This window comes from Staphylococcus caledonicus, assembly GCF_016238465.1.
In the GTDB taxonomy this organism is placed as follows: Bacteria; Bacillota; Bacilli; order Staphylococcales; family Staphylococcaceae; genus Staphylococcus; species Staphylococcus caledonicus.
On sequence record NZ_JABTXV010000001.1, the window covers coordinates 40,808 to 64,189 of the forward strand.

Here is a 23,382-nt window from a genome sequence, read left to right on the forward strand (position 1 = left end):
GGGTAAGATAATGAAAGAATTGAAAGTTGTATATGCGTTAATTCAAAATAACGAAGGTAAAGTGCTACTTGTTCATAATACCGATGGCGGCGGATGGTCTTTACCGGGAGGCAAGGTTGAACAAGGTGAAACATTAATCGAAGCGATTAAACGTGAAATTATGGAAGAAACTGGCTTAACGGCAACTATTGGAGATATCATCAGTATTAATGAAGGTAAGTCACATCAAATGGGCGTCCACACACTTTTTATTATGTTTAAGGCTACAGTGGAAGATTATATAACAGAGATACAGATGAAAGATGAAGTTTCAGAGCTACGTTGGGTAACCGTAGAAGAAGCAGATGAGAAATTAATCTATTATCATCATAGTTTAAATACTTTCTTGGAAAATAAAGCGACTTACTATGATGAAGGGTATGTAGATTAACAAAAAATGAGATTAGGACTACGAAATCTTCGATAATATCTCAGATTTCTATCCTAACCTCATAGCGTCAAAAGTTTATAAATAGTTTCATAAGGTTATGAAATCGCAAGGCTTTTCAATAATTGAAAGCTTTTTATTTATAAAATAAAGATAGCATCATTTTCACTTTAGTACAATACTGAATTAACATATTAAATACATTAACTTAATATTTTCACGTTTAAAATGTTATATTTAAATTCTAATTTATTAAGAATAGTCTAGGATAAATAAGTAATAAACCTAAATATATAAACGGAGGAACTTACATGCTAGTGTTAAATGAACAAGATCAACAACAGTTATTGAATATGGAAGAAGTGATAGATGAAGTAGCACAATCATTAAAAGCATATTCAGAAGGTAAAACAGAAACACCACTTCGTTACGTCTTACCATTTAACGAAGAGAATCGATATTTAGTAATGCCAGCACTCTCAGATGAACTCAAAATTGTAGGAATTAAAACGGTCACTTTTGCGCCAGATAATCCAAAAAAAGGTAAGAAAACTATTACAGGTTCTGTATTATTAAGTGATTATGAAACGGGAGAAACATTAGCAGTGTTAGACGGTAGTTACCTAACTAAAATACGTACTGGTGCTATCTCTGGTGTAGCTACTAAGTATTTAGCGCGGGAAGATGCTAAAACATTATGTGTCATTGGTGCTGGCGACCAAGCTGAAGGGCTTATTGCAGCCGTTATGGCAGTGAGAAATATTGATACTGTACATTTCTCAAGCCGGACTAAAGAGAACGCTGAGAAGTTAGCTAGTAACGTAGCTGAAGAATATAACGTGCAAACGAAAGTATTTGATGAAGCGGACGATGCTATGGAAGATGCGGATGTTGTTGTAACAGCTACAAATTCTTCAAAACCTGTGTATTCTCGTTCACTACAACCAGGCGTTCATCTCAATGCAGTAGGTTCATTCAAACCTGAAATGCAGGAACTCCCATCCGAATCTATGTTAGTTGCAAATAAAATTGTCGTTGAATCTACTGAAGCCGCGATGGAAGAAACGGGAGATTTAAAAGTACCACAAGAAGAGGGTATACTTACTGAAAACTCATTACACGGCGAATTAGGTAATATCGTAGCAGGTAAAATCTCAGGACGTGAAGATGATAAAGAAGTAACGTTATTTAAATCAGTAGGACTAGCAATTGTAGATATTGTAGTGGCTAACTATTTCTATAAAAAAGCATTAGAAAAGAATAACCAATAAATGTAAATAATAAAGTAAAGCCCATAAACGAACATCCTAACGTTCGTTTATGGGCTTTTATATTCATTCAAAGATATTTAGCGCGTAGGCTCTTTTCTTTAGTATGAGATATTAATTTCTTAGACTTTATGACTTATGCGGACTTTTTACGTTTACGAGAATAGACTAAGCCGGCTCCTATAACTACAAGTAATATCGCAATGTCATGTTCCGTATTGTTTTTACCAGTGTTAGGTAATTGTGATATATTGTGATGCTTAGAGCCATAATAATCCTTATTTAGCATATTTGTAGTATTTTTAGCGATATTAGAATAAGACGCTTGTGATACTAATAGATTTGAATCTGTGTTTATAGTTGCGCAATCATCCATAACTTCAGTAACTTGTTTATTTGGCATTTTAGGCATCGTAGTATGGTTTGCTAAAGCACATTGAGGATAACTTGAGATAGCACCATCTTTACGTTGACTTGGAAACTGGATAATATTTTGTGCCATGGTTAGGGACATTAGCTTTATGAGAATCATACCCTTTAGATGTTCCGTTTTCAGAAGAAGCGGAAGTATGCGCAATGACTTCTACTGCTGGATGATCTTGTTCCTTATGTGGAGTAGGGAATTGAATAACTTTACCATCTCCATTATCAGTAGTTGGTTGATGGTTAGTATCTTCGGCGTGTGTGCTAGGTTGAGTATTTGCTTCAGGTTCGCCATTAATGATACGTACAGGTTCAGTAGTGTCATACTTGCTTAAATCAGCACTGTTCATGTACTGAACGACAACCGCATCTAATGAAATGCCTTCTTCACGTTCGCCACCAAACATTTCGTAGCCATCCCCTTGATTAGCCGTAAAGTCATTGGTAGTGACGTAGTATGTGCGATTAGGGTCTAAATCTTCATAAGCACCCGTATCTTTGTTTAAAACTTTAATGGCATTCACACGATGGCCAGCTTCTTTATTAATATCAAAGTAAACGCGAATTGAGTCAGATACTTGTAAGAAGCCGCCATTCGCAGCTAATACTGTCTTACCGTCTTGTGTGTCAGTGCGTGACCCTAAACTGAGTTCAAAAGCTTTTTCAACATCTGAACCTTTCACTTTAATTTGAGAAATTAAGTTGCCGAAAGGTAATACGGTAATAATGTCATTTTCTGTAACTTTCCCTTTGTTGATAGAAGCTCTAATTCCGCCACCATTCGTAATTGCGAAGTCGGGGGCATGTGAGAAATTCTTAGTTGCATAGGCTTCCATAGCGTCAGTAATTAAATTTCCTAAATTTGTTTCTTGGGTACGTGCTAGTTCACGTTCTCCATTTAAGGTCACTGTATTATTAGGAATAACGACAGTGGAGGTTTCTTTAAGGAATGCGTCATTTGCTTTCTTAGTTTGAGCTGCGATATGCGAATCGGCCACCACATCTTTAGTATCAGCTACATTGATGAGTGATGCTGTTGGTTCATTTTGAAAATTAAAATCCACACGGCCTACATTTTCAAGTGCAGTTCCAGTTTGGGCAAGTATATTGTTGGCACCATAATGTTTACCATGTTCGATAACAGTATGTGAGTGACCGTCTAAAACAAAGATAGGTTGTTTGAATGAGCCATTCTTCGTTAATTGATCGATTAAATAATCTCCACGCCACTGTTCTTTTGTAGACTTATCAATACCTAAATGCGATAAGATGACGAATACATCGACATTATCTTTAATCATGTTCATTGCTTGTGACACGCTAGGCAATGGGTCTTTAAATTCTACGCCTTCTACTGAAGTAGGAGATGTCTTGGTTTTTGTTTCGGGCGTAGTCACGCCAACGATACCGTAGCGCACGTTATTCTTAGTAATAATCGTTGAAGGGTCAAAAACACGTTTCCCATTTTTATAAATATTAGATGATATCATAGGGAAATTAAGTTGTTTCTGTAATTTAAGTAATTGATTATAACCAAAGTCGAATTCATGATTGCCGATAGTCATTGCATCATAACCGACACTATTCATCGCTTTTGCCATTTCTTCGCCTTTGGAATTATTAGATACCGGTAAACCTTGGAAGGCATCGCCAGAATCGACCATTAATTCTGGGTGATATTTATCTTTCAGTCCTTTAAGTTTGGCCATACCGATTACTCTGCCTTCGTCTTCTACAAAACGGCCATGAATATCATTTGTATGTAAAATTGTATGTGTCGTTGTTGTATTTGATGAAGTCTTTTCTGATTTCTTAGGTGGTGCGATGCTTTGAGTTGTATGATTAGTGTTGTTACTTTCTTGTGGTGCAGAAAGTGTTTGATGTGTTGATTGAGTAGAATCATGTTCTTTTGGTTGTTGCGTTGATGCTTGTGACGTTTGTACCGTACCTTTATTTTGAGAAGTAACGTCGGCCTTCGTGGTATGATGTGCTGCTTGTACATTATCTGTAGATGTGGCACTTAGCGTATCTTCCGTACCGAGTTGCTTATTAGGTTCTGTAGAATTGGAAGTGGTTTTTTCATGTGTCGGCGCTTCTTGAATAGCTACGTTATTTTGATTCGATGTAGCTTGAGTTGTTGCTTTTTCTGTTGATGTTGGAGTTGCATGTGTAGGTTTGGCCTCTTGGCGTACTGTCTCTGATGACTTATCTGCATCATTGGATTGAGATGGTATTTCAGAAGTTGCCTGTGTAGAGGGTTCATCTGATACACTTTCTGATGTTGTCGTTGCTTTAGATGTAGATGAAGTCGTCGGGCTCGTCGCTAATGTGGCAGTATCATGTGACTCGTTTGAGTTCAACTCAGCCGCATACGTTGTGCCGGATGCGATACCCAATGTGATTAGAATGATAAATAGAAATGAAATACAATATTGCTTCATATTGGCCTCCTTTATTTATGAAAATTTACAATTTTATCTTAGCATAACTCTTTCTATATAAAGCTTGCTCGATGGATTATTTACGAGAAATTTAAAAATTTTTAATAAATAAAACGTTTTGTAGGATAAGTATCTCTGACTTTTCAAAAATAAAGAAAAGTAAAATGTATGTATTTTGTATGTATACAAGAAAGCGCTTTTATATTATAATGAGCGTGTAAAGAAGGGGTATGTATACCTCAGAAGGACAATGTTATATTATACACACACAAAGGGAGATTTTATGATGGAGAGAATCGTAATTACTGGAGCGCTTGGCCAAATTGGGACTGAGTTGGTTTTAAAATGTAGAGAGATTTATGGGAATGATAATGTGTTAGCGACGGATATTAGAGAGCCGGAAGAGGGGTCACCGGTGAATAATGGTCCGTTTAAAGTGTTGGACGTAACGAATCGTGAAGCTATGATGGCGATTGTTGAGAATTTCAAAGCGGATACGTTGATGCATATGGCCGCGTTATTATCTGCGACGGCTGAGAAGAATCCTTTATTAGCGTGGGATTTAAATATGGGCGGTTTAATGAATGCGTTGGAAACTGCGAGAACGTATGAGTTACATTTCTTTACGCCAAGTTCTATCGGTGCGTTTGGGGATTCAACGCCGAAGAAAGATACGCCACAAAATACTATTCAACAGCCAACTACAATGTATGGTGTGAATAAAGTTGCTGGTGAGTTATTATGCCAATATTACTTCAAGAAATTTGGCGTGGATACGCGTAGTGTGAGATTCCCTGGATTGATTTCACATGTTAAAGAACCAGGTGGCGGTACGACGGATTATGCGGTTGAAATTTACTTTGAAGCGGTAAGACAAGGTCGTTATACAAGCTATATCGCGAAAGATACGTATATGGATATGATGTATATGGATGATGCGATTGATGCGATTATTAAATTGATGGAAGCGGATAGTGATCAACTTGTGACACGTAATGGTTATAATTTAAGTGCAATGAGTTTTGAACCGGAAATGATTAAAGCGGAAATTCAAAAACATTATCCTGATTTCGCATTAGATTATGAAGTGGATCCTGCACGTCAAGCGATTGCTGATAGCTGGCCAGACAATATTGATACTAGTTATTCTCGTAAAGAGTGGGGCTTTGATCCTAAATACGATTTAGCTAAAATGACTGAGTTAATGTTACACGCAATTGAAGAAAAAGAACGCAATAAATAAATACGTGTCGATAAAGTATATGCCAACAAAGTAAATGACTTTGTTGGTATTTTTGATTTTATTGGTACAAAATGAAGTAATAGTAACGAATGGTTGTAATGATGACTATCGAATAGTGCTAAGCTTTTCGAAAATATATGGTATCTTTGTAATAAAGATATGGTTGCTCACTGGTCGGATGCCCATTTTCAAAATTAAAAATAAGAATTCGAAATGTGAAAACCCTTTAATCGCTTATAAAGTATGTTATTTTAGTAAGAAGAGGTACATAATGAGGATTTAGTTTGAATTTTTAGAAAACTTATTGAATAGAAAATATGAGGTTGCTATAATTTAAGTTAACTATTATCTAGGAAATATTTAGGAGGCTTTCATCATGACAGAAAAAGTTAAATTTGAAAAACGCGAAACACTTAAAGATAAACCAGAAGGAAATTTAGGGTTTGGACAGTATTTTACAGATTATATGTTAAGTTTCGACTATGATATCGAAAAAGGTTGGCATGATTTAAAAATCGTTCCTTATGCGCCATTTGAAGTGTCGCCAGCAGCGCAAGGTCTTCATTATGGTCAAGCCGTATTTGAAGGTTTAAAAGCTTATAAACATGAGGGCGAAGTAGTGTTATTCCGTCCAGATCAAAACTTCAAGCGTATTAATAATTCTTTAGATCGTCTGGAAATGCCTGAAATCGATGAAGAGCTATTATTAGAAGGACTAAAACAGTTAGTAGATGTTGAACGTGATTGGGTACCTGAAGGCGAAGGTCAATCATTATACATCCGTCCATTCGTTTTCGCGACTGAAGGTATTTTAGGTGTACGTGCATCTCATCAATATAAATTATTAATCATCTTATCTCCATCAGGTGCTTACTACGGCGGAGACACATTAAAAACAACTAAAATCTATGTAGAAGATGAATATGTACGTGCTGTACGTGGCGGCGTAGGTTTTGCTAAAGTAGCAGGTAACTATGCGGCAAGTTTATTAGCTCAAACAAATGCGAATAAATTAGGTTATGATCAAGTATTATGGTTAGATGGTGTAGAACGTAAGTACGTTGAAGAAGTGGGAAGCATGAATATTTTCTTCGTTGAAAATGGCAAACTTGTAACACCGGCTTTAAATGGTAGTATCTTACCAGGTATCACTCGTAAATCAATCATCGAGTTAGCTAAAGAACTTGGTTATGAAGTGGAAGAACGTAAAGTTTCAATCGATGAATTATTCGAAGCATACGACAAAGGTGAATTAACTGAAGTATTTGGTTCAGGTACAGCAGCAGTTATCTCACCAGTAGGTACTTTAAAATATGAAGATAGAGAAATCGTAATTAATAACGACCAACCAGGCGAAATTACTAAAAAATTATACGATACGTATACAGGTATCCAAAGCGGTAAATTAGAAGATAAACACGGTTGGCGAGTAGTCGTTCCAGAATATAAATAATAAACACTTATTAAGCTAGAATCCTTGAAATGTTGAGGATTCTAGTTTTTTAGTTGTGATGAATTTTGTAAATGACTACGTTTTGAAGACGTAAAGGCTAACAACAAAATTAAATTTGATGCCTATAAAATTAAAGTGCTTATGTGAACTATTTATTATCTAAACGACGGCCAATATAACCTAATATTGAGCCAATTGTAAATAACGTTATTACATATACCAGATCTAGTAATTGATTATTTAAGTCAATCATAGGATGAATAAAAAAGGTAAATATAATAATTATAATTAAGAATATAACGCCAGCACTTATTCTATATTTCATTATAGACACCTCGCAGTTAGATTTAATTTTATAATAATATAGTTAAATATAAATTATCAAAATTTAATCACCTTTAATCTAAAAGAACTATTTAGAAATAGATTACTAAAGTGGCTTAATTAGAATCTCCAAATAGTTTATTTATTATGCTATTGTAAAAGTATAAAGTTAAAAAGGAGTTAGCATAATGGGATTATTTTTTGTGTTTTTGCCGTTATTGGCTTTTGTTATAGTTATGTTAATAGGGTGGATTTGTACAAAAATATTCATACGCTAATTATATAAAAAGGATTTTTTAAAATGTATAAATATAAAATTTATAATAATTTCTCAACTAGGCCGTTAAAAATAATAGATGAAGATAGTGAGAAGGTAGTCGGGTATGTGCAAAAAGATTATTCTAATATTTTCACACGAATTATTGATTTTGTAGGTGAAGGGAAATTTTTCAATAATTTTAAAGTATATACTAAGAACAACAATTTAGTATTTAAGTCTAATCAAATAAGTCCATTTAAATATAAACACTTTAATATAGAATTTATCACACATAAAACCAAGAAATTCACTTTTAAATTAACAAATGAAAATAAACTAAATTCGTTCAAAGAAGCTAATTTTTATCTAATGAATAAACAGTATAGATTAGATAATAGCTCAAACGACTGGGCATATATAATTAATGAAGAACAACAAAAGATTGCTAAATGTAAAAGTGATATTGCTATTCCTGTTACTGTTTATTTTGAATTACTAGATGAGGAAATGAAAGAATATGAGTTGTTATTTATAGGAATATTTCACAGTTATTTATTTAGTGGCTAAAGCTAATAATTATTAAAAGTGTTTTAATCTACTAAGAAATCATGTGTTTAAATTTGTCGCTTTTACACTTATATAATTGAGTTCTCTATACTATGTTATATTTGTGGCAAATAAGATTACATAAAGGATGGTTAACTTGAATGTTTATGTAGCATTGTTATTGGGCTTAATCTTCGTAATACTATATGCAATTATTTGCACATTATTTTATAACTTGAATTATAGAAGAATGAATAATAAAGACAACATGAATAGAAAGCAGATTACTATAAATTTAGTAGGTCATGGCATCATTGCTATATTTTTAGTAGGGGCGGCTATATATTTATCTTATTTTAAATAGTAAAAATGTATGAAAGGACTAACATCTTTGGAATATAAAACACTCAAGAAACTCTTTCATATGTCTGGCTGGGAAAAATTTGAAGTTGAGTATAGTAGAAGGGTAAAAGATTTTTCATCGTTTGTAACTGAATTTATTATTCATCCAATACAAGATGAAAACCCAATGAGGCATATTAATTATCCATTATTTTTTACTCTCAATAAAGAATTAATATTAAATTTAGAAAGTATCCTTAATAATACTGCTAGAATAAAACAATTTTCTTTGATTATAACTCCATTAGCCAGAAAATTTTATCTCAGATGTTTATTGATAAATGAATTACAAAGTACAAATGAAATAGAGAGTATTAAAATTACTAAGCAAGAAATAGCAGCGTCACTTAATAAAGTAAAAGGAGAAAATAAACGTTTCGATGGTCTTGTTAACCAGTATATTATGATTGAAAATCGTAACGTGGAGTTAAATTCTGTGGGTGATATTCGCAAAATTTTCGATTCTATTGTTTCGAGTGAAATTAAAGAAAAAGACTTACCTGACGGAGAAATGTTTAGAAAACAATCCATAGGCGTATATGATAATTCAAAAAGCAAGTGGGTTCATCGAAACGAGTTTACAGAACCAGAAATTTACGAATATTTAACGAAATTGTTGAGTTTTATTAAGCATTACGATGCACCGGCTATTTATAAAATAATGGCTAGCCATTATATGTTTGAATACATTCATCCATTTTATGATGGGAATGGGAGAGTCGGACGTTATATCTTGGCTAAATTATTAAATGATAATTTGGATCCCTTTACAGCACTTACGTTTTCATATGTAGTAAATAATAATAAAAATAAATATTATAAATCATTTGAAGAAACATCTGATTATTTCAATAAAGGGGAGCTAACCCAATTCATTAATGACATGTTGCAATTATTAATTGAAGGGCAACATAATATCATTGAAAGCTTTAAAAATAATATAGAGATTATTACAAGATTGGCTCAATCATTAGAGTATATTGCGAAAAATAAATATGAATTTAACGTTCTATTTATACTCTTGCAAGATAAAGTGTTTGGCAGTGAATATTCGAGAATAACTATTAAAGAGGTTACAGAACTTATCGAGTGTTCAAGAAACAAAGTAAATGAAGTGATTGTGAAGTTTGAAGATAAATTGATTAAATTAAAAAGCAATCCTGTGGTATATGAAATAAAAGAAAGTTATATAGAAGAATTGCTTTCACTTAATCCCAAGCAGTACACTTAACACAATTAGGCAATGAAGCAAGAAGTGAGCCACAAAAAATTACATGTACGCATGACCAATAATCAACTAAGCATAAAGACTCTATTTCTCTTCCAATTTATTAAAATAAAATTGTAAGTTTAATAGGTAAAGAGGTGAAATCAAGTGACAGACGTATTCGGTTTCATTAAAAAAGTAGTCGATTTCTTAAGTTCTATCTTAGTACATGGCGAACCTAAATAATTAACTTAACGATAATAGAAAAAGCAACTGCCCGTCGATGAATATATAAACTTCATTAACGGGCAATTTTTATGATTTATTTTGAAAATTGATACAACCCTTTTAGCCAGTCTTGGTGGCCATTAATCATTGGGTGGATTGGGTCGTTTGCTAAGTCTACTGCTGGATGTCCTAATTGAGATTCTTGAGTAAGTATACGTAAACGATTATGATCTAGTGTTTCTATTAACCATGCATGATAAACTTCTAAATAATCATCGCCTGTCGCATCATTCCATCCTCGCCAAGCGATTCGTGCTATTTGATTTGTATAATCAACATTAAATTCTTCGACTTTCGCATTAATCCCAAAACCGAATGTTTCAAATTTGAAATTAGCATTATCGAATAACTCGGTAGATTCAGTGTTTTCAATATTGATGTTACTACTATTTTCATAATATTTTTCCCATTGAGCAGTATCAATTAAATTCTTCACAACGGTATCAAACTCTAACTCTTTTATAATTAATTCGTTTGATGCGAAATTATCAGTTAAACCAGGTAACCATTTTTTAGGCCATTGGATTGCATTCATCATTTATATCACAGTCCTTTTTTATTGATGAATTTATCCTATCATCGTGAGTTAAGATTGAGAAGAAGGCACTTTAAAGTAAGATACTTTCTTTTTGGTAACTGCACATCTTTATTTTTTTATATAATCCCCCATATAATCTTCTCCCCATTGACACATTTCAGTTAAAATATTTTTTAAAGTATAACCATAGTCCGTTAAGAAATATTCAGTTTTTGGTGGTACCTCAGGATAAATCACTTTTTCAATTAAACCATCTTCTTTAAGTTCTTTTAATTGTTGGCTCAACATTTTAGGTGTTGCTTGGGGAAGACGTTTTTGTAGCTCATTGTAGCGTAACGTTTGTTCTTCAAGTAAGTACCATAAAATAATAGGTTTATGCTTTCCGCCAATTAAACTAATAATTGCTTCAACAGGACAATTAAATTCTTTATATTTCATCATTTATACCTCACTTAAGTAGATAAAGTCATCATTTTATATTAAGGACATTATCTTATAATTTTATAATTTTTGAAAATAGAAAAGCTTGTCATAAATATGAATATCTATAAATATTTAGAAGAGTATATTACAATAGAATAGTTACAAATCATGAATTTCAGGGGTGCTATGTGTAATGAAATGGATATTATTTGATAAAGATGGAACGTTAATCGAATTCGATAAAAGTTGGGAGAAGATTGGTCTTCGCCTTGTAGATAGCTTTTTAGATGAATTCCCTGTAGAGAATAAAGAAGAAGCGCATCGTCAATTAGGTGTCGTGGATAATGCAATCTTACCTGAATCAGTAATGGGGTCTGGCTCTCTGGATCAAATAGTCGATGCATTTAACAACATTGCTGACGAAGATGTCTCAACTTGGACGCGTAACACGAGTCAGCACTTAGTCGATACGCGTGTGCCAGAGAATAATTGGATTGATGGCGTTTACGATATGATTAAATCTTTGAAAAATGAAGGCTACAACCTTGGTATCGTGACTAGTGACTCTAAAAAAGGGGCACTACAATTTCTAGAGGCTACAAATTCAAAAGATGCTTTCGATCTCGTTATTTCTACGGAAGCACATGCTGCTGAAAAACCCAATCCGGCTGTACTCAAGCCACTATTTGATAGTTATGATGTGAAAGCTGAAGACGTGGTCATCGTAGGTGATACTAATAATGATATGAAGACGAAGGTCAATGCGAAGTTAGGTTTAGCCATTGGAGTATTAAGTGGTATTGCGAAAAAAGAAGAACTTGTAGATGCTGATGTCATTGTTGAAACTGCCGTCAGTGTACCGGAAGTCTTAAAAACACATTTTGAAAATAAATAATATAACAAGGGTCAGCGACATAAATCTAATGTTATTTTAAAGAGTTTGCGGCCTTGTCCTCATCAAGTTGAATAGAAATGATAAAAGTGAGGTTTTAACGTCTTATCACCTCAATCAACTATTGCTAAAAATAAAAGCTGAGACATTTTTACATAAATATCTCAGCTTTCGAATAAAATAATGGTTTCATATAGTTTTAGTTTCTATTATCAACATTGCGATAGGTATTAATTACATGGGCAATTTTATCAATAATAGGATCAAGTGAATCTGGATTTTGATGAATGTCATATTCATTAATGTTTACGCGTACGACAGGACAAGCGTTGAAGTTATTAATCCAATCGTCATAACGTTTAAATAGTTTTTTCCAATATTCAGGATCAGTATTAATTTCCATATCGCGACCGCGGGCTTTAATACGCTCAATAACCTCGTCATAATCACATTCCAAATAAATTAAAGCATCTGGTTTTGGGAAGTAGGGTGTCATAACCATCGCATTGAAGAGTTCGGAATAAGTCTTGAAGTCATCTTCACTCATCGTTCCTTGCTCCTCATGCATCTTCGCAAAAATATCGACATCTTCATAAATGGAACGATCTTGAATAAATCCTCCACCATACTCAAACATACGTTTTTGTTCTTTAAAACGCTCTGCTAAAAAATAAATTTGTAAATGAAAACTCCAACGTTCAAAATCATCATAAAATTTATCTAAATAAGGATTATGATCTACATTTTCAAAAGAAGTCTTAAAATTTAATTTATCAGCTAATGCTTGTGTTAACGTTGATTTACCTACACCAACAGTACCTGCAATGGTGATAATCGCATTTTGAGGTAGTCCATAGTTATTCATTTCCAATATCTCCTATCATAGGTTTAATTTGTTCTAAGATGTAATCGTAATCTGCCTCATTGTTTACAAAATCAATCTCGCTTGTATTGATTAAAATCACATTTTCGCCATTTTGTCTTAATGAGTTGTAAAAAGCTAGGTAATCTTGTTTTAGTGTTAATAAATAGTCATCTTCAATTTGATGCTCAAAGCTACGATTTCGTTTGGCGATGCGTTGTTTTAAAACATCTAGATGAGCATCTAAGAAAATAATCATATTTGGCATTTGGATATCTTCGGTTAAAATATTAAAAATGCGATCAAATTTATCAAATTCTGTATCATCTAACGTATTTCGCGCAAAAATTTTATTTTTATATATATGGTAATCGCTTACCACACCTTGAGTCATTTTGGCGATATCTTTGGCTTGTTTGTAGCGATTGCATAAAAAGAACATTTCCGTTTGAAAACTCCATTTAGAAATATCATCGTAAAAGTCTGATAAAAATGGATTTTCATCAATAATTTCTCGTTCTTCGTAATAGTTTAATGTTTGGCTTAGTTTGTGAGCTAAAGAAGACTTGCCTACACCGATAGGACCTTCGATCGCGATAAATGGTTTATTCATAATCACATCTCCAAATGTTAAAATAGACAATGAGTATTGTATCACAAGTGAGGTAGGACACACATGGCAAATGATGAATATTATATGAAATTAGCTATAGCAGAAGCAAAGAAAGCACAGCGACTAGGAGAAGTTCCTATAGGGGCGATTATTGTAAAAAATGATGAAGTAATTGCGCGTGCACACAATTTAAGAGAAACTGCCCAACAACCTACTGCACACGCAGAACATATTGCCATAGAACGCGCAGCTAAAGAAGTTGGAAGTTGGCGTTTAGAAGAGTGCACGTTATACGTAACGCTTGAGCCATGTGTCATGTGTGCTGGAGCTATTGTAATGAGTCGCATTCCTCGTGTAGTTTTTGGCGCAATGGATTCTAAAGGTGGTTGTAGCGGAAGTTTAATGAATTTAGTAGAAGAACCTCGCTTTAATCACAGAGCCACGGTGGTTTCTGGTATTCTTGAAAAGGATTGTGGAGACTTATTACGTCAATTCTTCCGTGAACTTCGAGCGAGAAAGTCTAAATCAAACACTTAATCGTACAAAGTGATATAAATTTGTTAAAATAAACACGGTAAATAAGTTTGAATTCTACATATGTTGGTTGTTTAAATGCCCATTTTCAAAAAATAAAAATTAAAAACTGTGATAGATAAAGTTAATGAAACGAGGTAACTGGATGATTAAATTAATAGCAACGGATATGGATGGTACGTTATTAAATGCAGCGCATGAGATATCTCAAGAAAATATCGAGGCGATTAAATATGCGCAATCACAAGGAATTACTGTCGTGATTGCTACGGGGCGTGCGTTCTATGAAGCTAATACGCCGGTAGCAGAGACGGACTTGAGTGTGCCATACATATGTTTAAATGGTGCAGAAGTGCGTGATGAGTCATTTAACATTATGAGTACGTCTAATTTAAATCATGAATTAGTACAACGTATTAAAGGAATTTTAAATAGAGAAGATGTTTACTATCAAATTTATACAAATAGAGGAATTTATACAGAAGATCCGACACGTGATTTAGATATCTACTTAGATATAGCTAAACAAGCTGGTCAAGAAGCGGATGTTGAAAAGATAAAAGCAGGAATTCAAAAGCGTATTGAGAATGGCACTTTAAAAGTAGTAGATAGTTATGAAGATATTGAAGATATTCCGGGCGAATTAATTATGAAAGTGCTTGCCTTTAATCCAGATGTCGATAAGATTAATGCCATTGGAAATGAACTTTCTACTATTCCGAGTTTAGCAATTTCTTCATCATCACGAGGAAACCTAGAGATTACACATTTTGATGCGCAAAAAGGGACAGCCCTTGAAACCATTGCGGATAAGTTGAATATAGATCTTAAAGATGTAATGGCGTTAGGTGATAATCTAAATGATGTTTCGATGTTAGAACGCGTTGGTTATCCGGTTGCTATGGAAAATGCTATGCCAGAAGTGAAAGCCAATGCTAAATTGGTTACAGACACTAATGAAAATAGCGGTGTCGGCAAAGCAATTATGAAATTATTAAATGAAGAAAATAAATAATTTAAGAGGTGTTATAGAAAAATGAAAGGACTTATTATTGTAGGTAGTGCTAAAGTAGGTTCACATACTAACGCATTAGCCAAATACTTAGTAGGACAATTCGATAACCATGATATAGATGTAGATATTTATGATTTAGCAGAAAGACCATTAAATCAGTTAGATTTTTCAGGTACGACACATTCTACTGATACAGTAAAAGCCAATACAAAAGATTTTCAAGATAAAGTAATGGAAGCGGACTTCTTAGTGCTTGGTACGCCAAATTATCATGGGTCTTACTCCGGAATTTTGAAAAATGCTTTGGACCACGTCAACATGGATTATTTTAAAATGAAACCAATCGGTCTTATTGGTAATAGTGGTGGCATTGTAAGTTCAGAACCATTATCTCATTTACGTGTTATTGTTAGAAGCTTGTTAGGCATCGCTGTACCTACTCAAATCGCCACGCATGATTCGGATTACAATAAATTAGACGATGGAACGCTTTATTTAGATGATGAACAGTTCCAGTTACGTGCGAAATTATTTGTTGATCAAATCGTATCATTTGTGAATAATAGCCCATACGAACATTTAAAATAAAAAAATTAATTATACTAATAAACACAATTATAATAGAAGAAACTAATCTGAAGAGCGGTTAATACCGCTCTTTTTTTGTTTTTTATAAAAAGTATGTTTTAGTATACTAAATTTAAAATTTGGTTAGACAATTATTTTTGGAATATTTTTAGTTGATATATCAATAAATTTAGCATAATTTACATTATTTTTTATTGTTTCTTATTTTTTTAATCTACATATATGGTATATTATATTTGTATTTAAATAGCATTTAAATTATTCATGTTTGAATTTATACAACATAAATAATACATAAACTATTTAAATATTTTATGTAATTTCTTCAGGGTGGAGTTATTTTAATTATTAATTAGGAGTGGTTAGATTTAAAAAAAAGAAAACAGAAAAGATTGGATTTTCTACCGAATAAACAAAATAAATATTCGATAAGAAAATTCACAGTTGGAACAGCCTCAATTTTAGTCGGTGCAACTTTAATTTTTGGTGCAGGACATGATGAAGCAAAAGCCGCTGAAACTAACCAAACAGAGAGCGAAAGTAATCAAAACAATATAGGTGTTTCAAAAGAGAGTGCATCACAAAATATAGCTTCACAAGAAACTAACGCAAATTCAGAACAAGTTTCAACATCAGAGAAAGCAACTGAAGCAACAGTAGAACAACCTTCAACAGAAGAAAAAGCAACTGAGGAGACAACAGAGCAACCTTCGACTGAAGAAAAAGCAACTGAAACAACAGTAGAACAACCTTCAACAGAAGAAAAAGCCACTAAGGAAACAACAGAGCAACCTTCAACAGAAGAAAAAGCAACTGAAGCAACAGTAGAACAACCTTCAACAGAAGAAAAAGCTACTAAAGAAACAACAGAGCAGCCTTCAACGGAAGAAAAAGCAACTGAGGAGACAACAGAGCAACCTTCAACAGAAGAGAAAACAACTGAAGCAACAGTAGAACAACCTTCAACAGAAGAGAAAGCAACTGAGAAAACAACAGAACAGTCTTCAACAGAAGAAAAAGCAACTGAAGCAACAGTAGAACAACCTTCAACAGAAGAGAAAACAACTGAAGCAACAACAGAACAACCTTCAACAGAAGAGAAAACAACTGAAGCAACAACAGAACAACCTTCAACAGAAGAGAAAACAACTGAAGCAACAACAGAACAACCTTCAACAGAAAGAAGAAATAACGTAGAAGCGCCACAAAGTGTATCTACTGAAAATATTAATGAAGTAGTTAGCAATGTAGAAAATGCAACTACTGAAAAAGATAAAAAAGCCGCATTAACTAATTATGTAGCGAGTACATATGACGTTTCATCAGATGAAGCTAAAGCTAACGTAGATAAATTAAATTTAGATTATAATAATTTAAATGAAAATGAATTATTAGGAGCTTTAGTACAAACTGATTCAAATAGAAAAGATGCAGAAACAAATTATGCAACGCCACGTTCGATGGCCTCCACACCAAGAGTTGTTAACCGTTTAGCAGTTAACAAATTAGCTGCTGAACAAGCAGGTACTAACGTAGACAACTTAATTACGGTAACTAGTCAAACAATAACTGAAGGTCAACGTAATGATGATACAATTCAAGCTCATGATGGAGAAAGTATTGTTTACACGTCAACATTTAAAGTCGATGACGCTGTGAAATCTGGAGATACAATGACGGTTCAATATGATCCAAATACTATTCCTTCAGATTTAACTAAAGATTATAACCCAGTAGATATTGTTGATCCATCAGGCGAAATAATTGCGACAGGTACATTTGATGAAGCTAATAAAACATCAACTTATACATTTACAGATTATGTAGATAAATATGAAAATGTAACTGCGAGACTTGAAACTAATTCATATATCGATAAAAAAGATGTACCAAATGAAAAAACAATTAACTTATCCTATGGAACAGCTGGAAAAACGGTTAATAAAGAAATAGATGTCGATTATCAAGATCCAATTGTTCAAGATGCTTCTAATGTTGAATCAATTTTTAGTAATCTAGATTTAGATAATAATAAGATTGAGCAGACAGTTTATGTTAACCCACTTAAATTAAATGCAAATGGTACTTCTTTATTAATTAAAAGTGGTGGTGTATATGATGATGGAGGCCTTTACACTGGTGAGGGCAGTACGATCATAGATGATAATACTGAAATTAAAATTTATAAAGTTAGAAATGACCAAGATTTACCACAAAGTAATAAAATCTTTGATTACAGTCAATATGAAGATGTGACTGATTCATTCAATATAGATAAAAATTATGCTAGAAATATGGCGAATATTGATTTTGGAGATATCGATTCTGCATATGTAGTTAAAGTTGTCAGTGGTTTTACACCTGGCGCTGAAGATGATTTATCTATCCAACAAGGTGTAAGGATGACTACATTAAATTCTAATGGAAACGCATCATGGGCAGGTTACACTAACACTATTTTATCAACATATGATAGTGGTGGCGGTAGTGGAACTGAAACACCAGAAAAACTTTATAAAATTGGTAATTATGTATGGGAAGATGTAGATAAAGATGGCATCCAAGGTACAGATAGTAATGAAAAACCAATTAGCGGTGTAAAAGTAACTTTAAAATATCCAGATGGTACAACTAAATCAGTAAGAACAGATTCAAATGGATACTATGAATTTGATAATTTATACGACGGAGAAACATATACAGTTACTTTTGAAACTCCAGCTGGTTACACACCTACGAAAGTAAATGTTGGGGATGAATCATTAGATTCAAATGGAAGTTCTGTGACAGTAACTATTAATGGCGAAGATGATATGACATTGGATAGTGGATTCTATAAAGATGACTCAGACGGCGATGCCGACGCAGACGCAGACGCAGACGCTGATGCCGATGCTGACGCCGATGCCGATGCCGATGCAGACGCTGACGCAGATGCTGACGCAGATGCTGACGCAGACGCAGATGCCGATGCAGATGCTGACGCCGATGCCGATGCCGATGCCGACGCAGACGCCGATGCCGATGCTGACGCCGATGCCGATGCCGACGCAGACTCAGATATGGAAAAAGATCATTACAATCACCATAGTCATAATGGAAGTCATGAAAAAGTAAATAATAATCACGATAAATCATTACCAGACACTGGTAATAATGACCAAACTAACGGTACATTATTCGCTTCATTATTTGCGGCAGTAGGTGCGTTATTCTTAACAGGTAGACGTCGTAAGAAAGATAATGAAGAAAAATAATCTTTTAAACTTTCATAAATGTGAAAGTGAAAAACCAGGCCTCTTACTAGGCCTGGTTTTATTTTAAGTAATATGATATATATGTATAACTTATTAAGTTAAAGTAATAAATATTACGGAGGAATTTATGGATTTTGAAAATAAAATTAAAAAATTTTTATCTGAGGTAAAAGAGAAAACTTCAATTAATAATTATATTTTTGTTAGTATTGGCCGACCTCATGCTAAAGCTCAGGTAAAATTATTTAAAAAAACTACCTATATTGAACAAGATATCGCTAAATTAGGATTGAAATTTAAAAAGAAAACGGGGGCATATCCTACATGGATTAAGTTGGATCTTGTTCAATCAACTGAAAAAGTGCTATTTAAAGATTTAAAAGACGAATTAATTCATACGCGACGCAATTATATCGATTACGGGATTGCGTTTGATAATCAATGGAACTTCGCCGTGTTATCTGAAGAGATTAATGCGAACGCTTTTGTTCGTCCGGAAAAGAATGGGAAGCAGTTATATATATCTGAACAAAATATCAATAATTATCTTAGAAAATACACGACACACAATAAAGGGTTTACGATCGATTTTTATAACGAAAAAGAAGTCATCAAGTTTTATACGAAAGGCTTCATGTTAGACGATGGGGAAGTATTTGAATTACACGGTAGAGGCTATGATAAAGGCTTAAGAATGGTTAATGATTTACATACCGAAATCGATCATTTAATTGAGCAGAGCAGTCATTTTCTCCAAAATATGATTCAAGATAATGGTCGATATATATATGGCTATTTCCCGCATTTTGATAATGAAATTAATTTCTATAATATTTTAAGACATTCGTCATCGACGTATGCCTTAATTGAAGGATTAGACTATTTAGGTCAAGATATACAGCCAGTGGAAAAAGCAATCGATTATATTATCGACCACTATATCTTTGAACAAGATGGCAAAGCCTATGTTTTTGACGATACAGAAGATATCAATGAAATTAAATTAGGCCAAAATGCGTCATTTATTTTCGCAGTATGTGAATATTTAAAACATCATCCTAATCAAAGATATTTAGAATATGCACAAAAAGTCGCACATGGCATTTTATCGATGATTGATAAAGATACATTTGAAACGACACATATATTAAACTATCCAGATTTATCAGTAAAAGAACAATTTAGAATCATCTATTATGATGGGGAGGCAGCTTTAGCGCTTTTACGTTTGTATCAACAAGATCAAAATACCTCTTGGTTAACGACTGTCGAGCATTTAATGGACCGATTTATTGATCAAGACTATTGGCAATATCATGATCACTGGCTTGGATATTGTACAAATGAGTTAGTCCAAATTAACCCTCAAGCCAAGTATTTCGAGTTCGGTATTAAAAACGTAAATAGTCACTTAGAATATATAGAACAACGTGATACAACGTTCCCTACGTTTTTAGAAATGTTAATGGCAACGTATAACTTAATTCAAAAAGCGAAAGCTACAGGCCACGAAGCATTGGTTGAACAATTAATTGATGAACAATATTTTATTGACGTGATTCATTCTAGAGCGAAACATCAACGGACAGGGTTCTTCTATCCTGAAATTGCGATGTATTTTAAAAATCCAGCTAAAATTTTAGGAAGTTTCTTTATTAAACATCATGGTTACCGCGTTCGAATTGATGATATTGAACACTATCTTTCTGGTTACGTTCAATACCAAAAAGCATTTAAAAAGTAAAAGTTAATATTGGACTTATAACTTTAATAGTTAACCAAATATTTTTATGAACTAGGGCACTTAATAGGTGCTCTAGTTTTTCTATAATAAGATGTTGATTTCTTCCGCTTTAATGTGCTAATTTCTTCTATTTTAATATGTAAATATTTTTTAATTTAATTTCCTTCTAGTTCTATTGGTCGCGTTATCATAAAGTGTATTTTAACTTCTGTCAAAAACTATCTACACTTTTGGTAGCGCTTTCAAAAAATATGGTAAAATGATGAGGTAAAGTAACTTTTCAACAAAGGGCGGGGGAATAAAAATGAAAAAGTATCGTTACTTTATTATTGTCATGATTATTATTATGACTATGATTAATTACATAGACAGAGGCGCAATTTCATATGCACAAAAGGATATTATAAGCGAATATGGTTTTGACACTATAGCTTGGGGCAAGATTCTTGGTTATTTCGGATATGGATATATGTTTGGTTCTCTTGTAGGCGGGTTAACGGCTGATAAAAGGGGTCCTAAATTCGTTTGGATTATTGCAGGGACAGCATGGTCTATTACTGAAATAGCGATGGCATTTGCTGGGGAGCTAGGTATGGCATTATTCGGTGGTTCAGCCATCTTAGGTTTCGGTATTCTAAGAGTTCTGTTTGGTGTAGCTGAAGGGCCAGTATTTTCAATTATTAGTAAAACAAATGCAAACTGGGCGGCACCAAAAGAGCGTGGTTTATTATCTGCGCTAGGTTTAATTGGTGTGCCACTCGGTGCTTTAATTACGGCACCTATCGTTTCTGGATTTTTAACAATAGCGAGTTGGAAATTATTATTTATTATTTTAGGGGCGCTAGGTTTAGTATGGGTTGTGATATGGGCCTTTGTGTTCACTGATTACCCAGAAGATAATAAGCGTGTCTCAAAAGAAGAATTAAATGAAATTCGTTCGATTACTAATAGCTTAAATGATGAAAAGACAATAGAAACTGAAACGGTAAAAAACGAAAAATGGTATCACTTCTTTAAAAGTCCAACATTGGTTGGAAATATGTTTGGTTATTTTGGCTTTCAATATGTTAACTTTTTAATTTTGACGTGGACACCTAAATATTTACAAGATGAGTATCATTTTGAAATTCATTCATTATGGTATTTAGGAATGGTCCCGTGGATCGGTGCATGTTTTACGATTTATTTCGGTGGTCATATCTCTGACTGGCTTCGTGAAAAAACAGGTAGCCTGCGTATAGCAAGATCCTATTTTGCGATGGGTGGCATGATTTGTGCAGCGATTTGTTTTTTAATTATTCCATTTACACATAGTATTGTTGCTATCATGATATTGATGATGATAGGTAATGCCTTTATCTTTTTACCTAATGGTGTTTATTGGTCTGTTATCATTGATACGGCACCGAATAAAACAGGTACATATGGCGGGATTACTCACTTCTTCGTTAATTCTGCAACCGTAATTGCACCTACATTAACAGGTTATTTAGTGGCAAGCTTCGGTTATTCATCAATGTTTATTTCTGCAGTGATTGCTTCAATCATCAGTATTGTAGCGATGAGTTTTGTTAAACCTGGACAGAAAAGGATGGCAAAGCATTAATAATTTTATACATTATAAAAAGCAGTTGTCTCGTATTCTCCGAGACGACTGCTTTTTAATTTAGAATAGATAAGGATATTTATAAGTTGCGCATGTAGAAAATGATTAACGAAACTTAATAAATAATTATCCTAAAACACTCTATTTTCTATATTTTAATTTCGCAAATGCGTCATGTTGGTGGATAGATTCTTCGTTACGACATTCAATGTCGAAGCCGTCAATCCAATCAAATTCAACTAGATCAGCAGCAACTAAACGAATTAAATCTTCAACGAAACGAGGATTTTCATATGCACGTTCAGTTACACGTTTTTCATCTGGACGTTTTAAAATTGGATACAAGATTGAACTTGCATTAGCTTCCATGGCGTCTAGAATTTTATCTTTATAGTCATCAACTACATCATTATCTTTGTCTAAATAGACTTTTACAGTCACGATACCGCGTTGGTTATGCGCAGAATATTCACTAATTTCTTTAGAACAAGGGCATAATGTTGTCACACTTGCTTCAATTGTAATTTCTTTACGTGTTATTTTATCTTGTTCAATCGCTAAACCGTACGTTACATCAGCATTGCCCACAGCTTTAATATTAGTCACAGGGCTAAAACGGTCGAAGAACCATTTTCCAGAAACATCAACGCCGGCAGAATTTTGGTTCATATTCGTTTGAAGCGTACGTAATACTTGATAAAGTGTGTTGAAATTGAGTTCTAAACCATTATTGTAGTGCTTTTCAACACTTTCTAAGATACGGCTCATATTAATGCCTTTTTCATCTTTATTTAAACTTGTTGAAAAGCTAAAACGACCGGCAGTTTGGAAACGATCGATATTAACCGGATAAATTAAATTTTTAATACCAACTTCTTCTATTTCAAACAAAAAATTCTTATGAGTACTTTGCAAGTCTGTCATTTCACTTTTAGTTGTAGGTTTTGTACCTTTAACTGGGTCAACTGAGCCAAAATGTTTCCAACGACCCTCGCGTGTGGATAAATCAAATTCAGTCATCATTTACCT

19 protein-coding genes and 2 pseudogenes are annotated in these 23,382 nt (G+C 33.5%); 14 read left to right on the forward strand and 7 right to left on the reverse strand.

Going from position 1 to position 23,382, the window contains the following annotated elements; genetic code table 11:
• The first annotated feature begins 10 nt into the window (after positions 1 to 10).
• Both HS848_RS00190 and HS848_RS00195 read left to right on the forward strand, forming a co-directional pair.
• Complete coding sequence (locus HS848_RS00190; RefSeq protein WP_198610835.1) at positions 11 to 430, forward strand: NUDIX hydrolase; 420 nt, start codon at positions 11 to 13, stop codon at positions 428 to 430.
• A 308-nt stretch (positions 431 to 738) separates the two neighbouring features.
• Positions 739 to 1,698 carry an ornithine cyclodeaminase family protein gene (locus tag HS848_RS00195; protein WP_198610836.1) on the forward strand — a complete coding sequence of 320 codons (960 nt, stop codon included), beginning with the start codon at positions 739 to 741 and terminating at the stop codon, positions 1,696 to 1,698.
• Between the two features lie 133 nt (positions 1,699 to 1,831).
• On the opposite strand, the gene HS848_RS00200 is transcribed toward HS848_RS00195, so the two are convergent.
• Positions 1,832 to 2,197, reverse strand: coding sequence for an LPXTG cell wall anchor domain-containing protein (locus HS848_RS00200; RefSeq protein WP_198610837.1), 366 nt, complete (start codon positions 2,195 to 2,197; stop codon positions 1,832 to 1,834).
• The gene (locus HS848_RS00205; RefSeq protein WP_198610838.1) at positions 2,160 to 4,559 is read right to left on the reverse strand and encodes a 5'-nucleotidase C-terminal domain-containing protein; all 2,400 of its coding nucleotides are present in this window, start codon (positions 4,557 to 4,559) and stop codon (positions 2,160 to 2,162) included. Before HS848_RS00205 ends, HS848_RS00200 begins: the two co-directional genes overlap by 38 nt.
• 286 nt (positions 4,560 to 4,845) lie before the next feature.
• On the opposite strand from HS848_RS00205, the gene HS848_RS00210 reads away from it, so the two are divergent.
• The 4 genes from HS848_RS00210 (at position 4,846) to HS848_RS00225 (ending at position 10,017) form a co-directional block, all read left to right on the forward strand.
• Positions 4,846 to 5,802: an NAD-dependent epimerase/dehydratase family protein gene (locus HS848_RS00210; RefSeq protein WP_198610839.1), complete on the forward strand. Its 957-nt coding sequence runs from the start codon at positions 4,846 to 4,848 to the stop codon at positions 5,800 to 5,802.
• Positions 5,803 to 6,178: 376 nt separating this feature from the next.
• The gene (locus tag HS848_RS00215; protein WP_198610840.1) at positions 6,179 to 7,255 is read left to right on the forward strand and encodes a branched-chain amino acid aminotransferase; all 1,077 of its coding nucleotides are present in this window, start codon (positions 6,179 to 6,181) and stop codon (positions 7,253 to 7,255) included.
• A 625-nt stretch (positions 7,256 to 7,880) separates the two neighbouring features.
• Positions 7,881 to 8,405, forward strand: a complete 525-nt coding sequence (locus HS848_RS00220) for a tubby C-terminal domain-like protein (RefSeq protein ID WP_198610841.1) — start codon at positions 7,881 to 7,883, stop codon at positions 8,403 to 8,405.
• Between the two features lie 370 nt (positions 8,406 to 8,775).
• Entirely contained in the window at positions 8,776 to 10,017 is a 1,242-nt protein-coding gene (locus HS848_RS00225; RefSeq protein ID WP_198610842.1) for a Fic family protein, read from the forward strand.
• Positions 10,018 to 10,315: 298 nt separating this feature from the next.
• Here the strand turns inward: HS848_RS00225 and HS848_RS00230 are convergent, their stop codons facing one another.
• Both HS848_RS00230 and HS848_RS00235 read right to left on the reverse strand, forming a co-directional pair.
• Positions 10,316 to 10,819, reverse strand: coding sequence for an SRPBCC family protein (locus HS848_RS00230; RefSeq protein ID WP_198610843.1), 504 nt, complete (start codon positions 10,817 to 10,819; stop codon positions 10,316 to 10,318).
• Between the two features lie 108 nt (positions 10,820 to 10,927).
• Positions 10,928 to 11,257: a winged helix-turn-helix transcriptional regulator gene (locus tag HS848_RS00235; protein ID WP_198610844.1), complete on the reverse strand. Its 330-nt coding sequence runs from the start codon at positions 11,255 to 11,257 to the stop codon at positions 10,928 to 10,930.
• Between the two features lie 178 nt (positions 11,258 to 11,435).
• Between HS848_RS00235 and HS848_RS00240 the strand changes: the two genes are divergently transcribed.
• Complete coding sequence (locus HS848_RS00240; protein ID WP_198610845.1) at positions 11,436 to 12,137, forward strand: HAD family hydrolase; 702 nt, start codon at positions 11,436 to 11,438, stop codon at positions 12,135 to 12,137.
• 196 nt (positions 12,138 to 12,333) lie between these two features.
• On the opposite strand, the gene HS848_RS00245 is transcribed toward HS848_RS00240, so the two are convergent.
• Both HS848_RS00245 and HS848_RS00250 read right to left on the reverse strand, forming a co-directional pair.
• Complete coding sequence (locus tag HS848_RS00245; protein WP_198610846.1) at positions 12,334 to 12,999, reverse strand: deoxynucleoside kinase; 666 nt, start codon at positions 12,997 to 12,999, stop codon at positions 12,334 to 12,336.
• A complete protein-coding gene (locus HS848_RS00250) occupies positions 12,992 to 13,609 on the reverse strand; it encodes a deoxynucleoside kinase (RefSeq protein ID WP_198610847.1) in 618 nt (205 codons plus the stop codon). The genes HS848_RS00245 and HS848_RS00250 overlap by 8 nt, the downstream gene beginning before the upstream one ends.
• Before the next feature lie 63 nt (positions 13,610 to 13,672).
• Here HS848_RS00250 and tadA point away from each other — a divergent pair, with 63 nt between their 5' ends.
• From tadA to HS848_RS00280, 7 genes and pseudogenes are all read left to right on the forward strand, one after another.
• Positions 13,673 to 14,146, forward strand: coding sequence for a tRNA adenosine(34) deaminase TadA (gene tadA, locus HS848_RS00255; RefSeq protein WP_198610848.1), 474 nt, complete (start codon positions 13,673 to 13,675; stop codon positions 14,144 to 14,146).
• A gap of 142 nt (positions 14,147 to 14,288) precedes the next feature.
• Positions 14,289 to 15,158, forward strand: a complete 870-nt coding sequence (locus HS848_RS00260) for a Cof-type HAD-IIB family hydrolase (protein WP_198610849.1) — start codon at positions 14,289 to 14,291, stop codon at positions 15,156 to 15,158.
• Between the two features lie 21 nt (positions 15,159 to 15,179).
• Positions 15,180 to 15,746, forward strand: a complete 567-nt coding sequence (locus tag HS848_RS00265) for an NADPH-dependent FMN reductase (protein WP_107507860.1) — start codon at positions 15,180 to 15,182, stop codon at positions 15,744 to 15,746.
• Between the two features lie 392 nt (positions 15,747 to 16,138).
• Positions 16,139 to 18,646, forward strand: a pseudogene (locus tag HS848_RS00270) (SdrD B-like domain-containing protein); the annotation flags it as partial.
• A 240-nt stretch (positions 18,647 to 18,886) separates the two neighbouring features.
• Positions 18,887 to 19,003: pseudogene (locus HS848_RS13130) on the forward strand (LPXTG cell wall anchor domain-containing protein); the annotation flags it as partial.
• A 127-nt stretch (positions 19,004 to 19,130) separates the two neighbouring features.
• The gene (locus HS848_RS00275) at positions 19,131 to 20,747 is read left to right on the forward strand and encodes a poly(glycerol-phosphate) alpha-glucosyltransferase (RefSeq protein ID WP_198610851.1); all 1,617 of its coding nucleotides are present in this window, start codon (positions 19,131 to 19,133) and stop codon (positions 20,745 to 20,747) included.
• A 304-nt stretch (positions 20,748 to 21,051) separates the two neighbouring features.
• On the forward strand, positions 21,052 to 22,353 hold the full coding sequence (locus HS848_RS00280; RefSeq protein WP_198610852.1) for an MFS transporter: 1,302 nt from the start codon (positions 21,052 to 21,054) through the stop codon (positions 22,351 to 22,353).
• A gap of 141 nt (positions 22,354 to 22,494) precedes the next feature.
• Here HS848_RS00280 and folE2 read toward each other — a convergent pair whose 3' ends face one another.
• Complete coding sequence (folE2, locus tag HS848_RS00285) at positions 22,495 to 23,373, reverse strand: GTP cyclohydrolase FolE2 (protein WP_107507217.1); 879 nt, start codon at positions 23,371 to 23,373, stop codon at positions 22,495 to 22,497.
• Positions 23,374 to 23,382 lie beyond the last annotated feature (9 nt).

Bases quoted from the DNA above. Each gene is read 5' to 3' on its own strand.
- HS848_RS00235 (WP_198610844.1), bottom strand. From the start codon at position 11,257: ATGAAATATAAAGAATTTAATTGTCCTGTTGAAGCAATTATTAGTTTA.
- HS848_RS00210 (WP_198610839.1), top strand. From the start codon at position 4,846: ATGGAGAGAATCGTAATTACTGGAGCGCTTGGCCAAATTGGGACTGAG.
- HS848_RS00275 (WP_198610851.1), top strand. From the start codon at position 19,131: ATGGATTTTGAAAATAAAATTAAAAAATTTTTATCTGAGGTAAAAGAG.
- HS848_RS00280 (WP_198610852.1), top strand. From the start codon at position 21,052: ATGAAAAAGTATCGTTACTTTATTATTGTCATGATTATTATTATGACT.
- HS848_RS00200 (WP_198610837.1), bottom strand. From the start codon at position 2,197: ATGGCACAAAATATTATCCAGTTTCCAAGTCAACGTAAAGATGGTGCT.
- tadA (WP_198610848.1), top strand. From the start codon at position 13,673: ATGGCAAATGATGAATATTATATGAAATTAGCTATAGCAGAAGCAAAG.
- folE2 (WP_107507217.1), bottom strand. From the start codon at position 23,373: ATGACTGAATTTGATTTATCCACACGCGAGGGTCGTTGGAAACATTTT.
- HS848_RS00195 (WP_198610836.1), top strand. From the start codon at position 739: ATGCTAGTGTTAAATGAACAAGATCAACAACAGTTATTGAATATGGAA.
- HS848_RS00245 (WP_198610846.1), bottom strand. From the start codon at position 12,999: ATGAATAACTATGGACTACCTCAAAATGCGATTATCACCATTGCAGGT.
- HS848_RS00230 (WP_198610843.1), bottom strand. From the start codon at position 10,819: ATGATGAATGCAATCCAATGGCCTAAAAAATGGTTACCTGGTTTAACT.
- HS848_RS00240 (WP_198610845.1), top strand. From the start codon at position 11,436: ATGAAATGGATATTATTTGATAAAGATGGAACGTTAATCGAATTCGAT.
- HS848_RS00265 (WP_107507860.1), top strand. From the start codon at position 15,180: ATGAAAGGACTTATTATTGTAGGTAGTGCTAAAGTAGGTTCACATACT.
- HS848_RS00220 (WP_198610841.1), top strand. From the start codon at position 7,881: ATGTATAAATATAAAATTTATAATAATTTCTCAACTAGGCCGTTAAAA.
- HS848_RS00215 (WP_198610840.1), top strand. From the start codon at position 6,179: ATGACAGAAAAAGTTAAATTTGAAAAACGCGAAACACTTAAAGATAAA.
- HS848_RS00205 (WP_198610838.1), bottom strand. From the start codon at position 4,559: ATGAAGCAATATTGTATTTCATTTCTATTTATCATTCTAATCACATTG.
- HS848_RS00190 (WP_198610835.1), top strand. From the start codon at position 11: ATGAAAGAATTGAAAGTTGTATATGCGTTAATTCAAAATAACGAAGGT.
- HS848_RS00250 (WP_198610847.1), bottom strand. From the start codon at position 13,609: ATGAATAAACCATTTATCGCGATCGAAGGTCCTATCGGTGTAGGCAAG.
- HS848_RS00260 (WP_198610849.1), top strand. From the start codon at position 14,289: ATGATTAAATTAATAGCAACGGATATGGATGGTACGTTATTAAATGCA.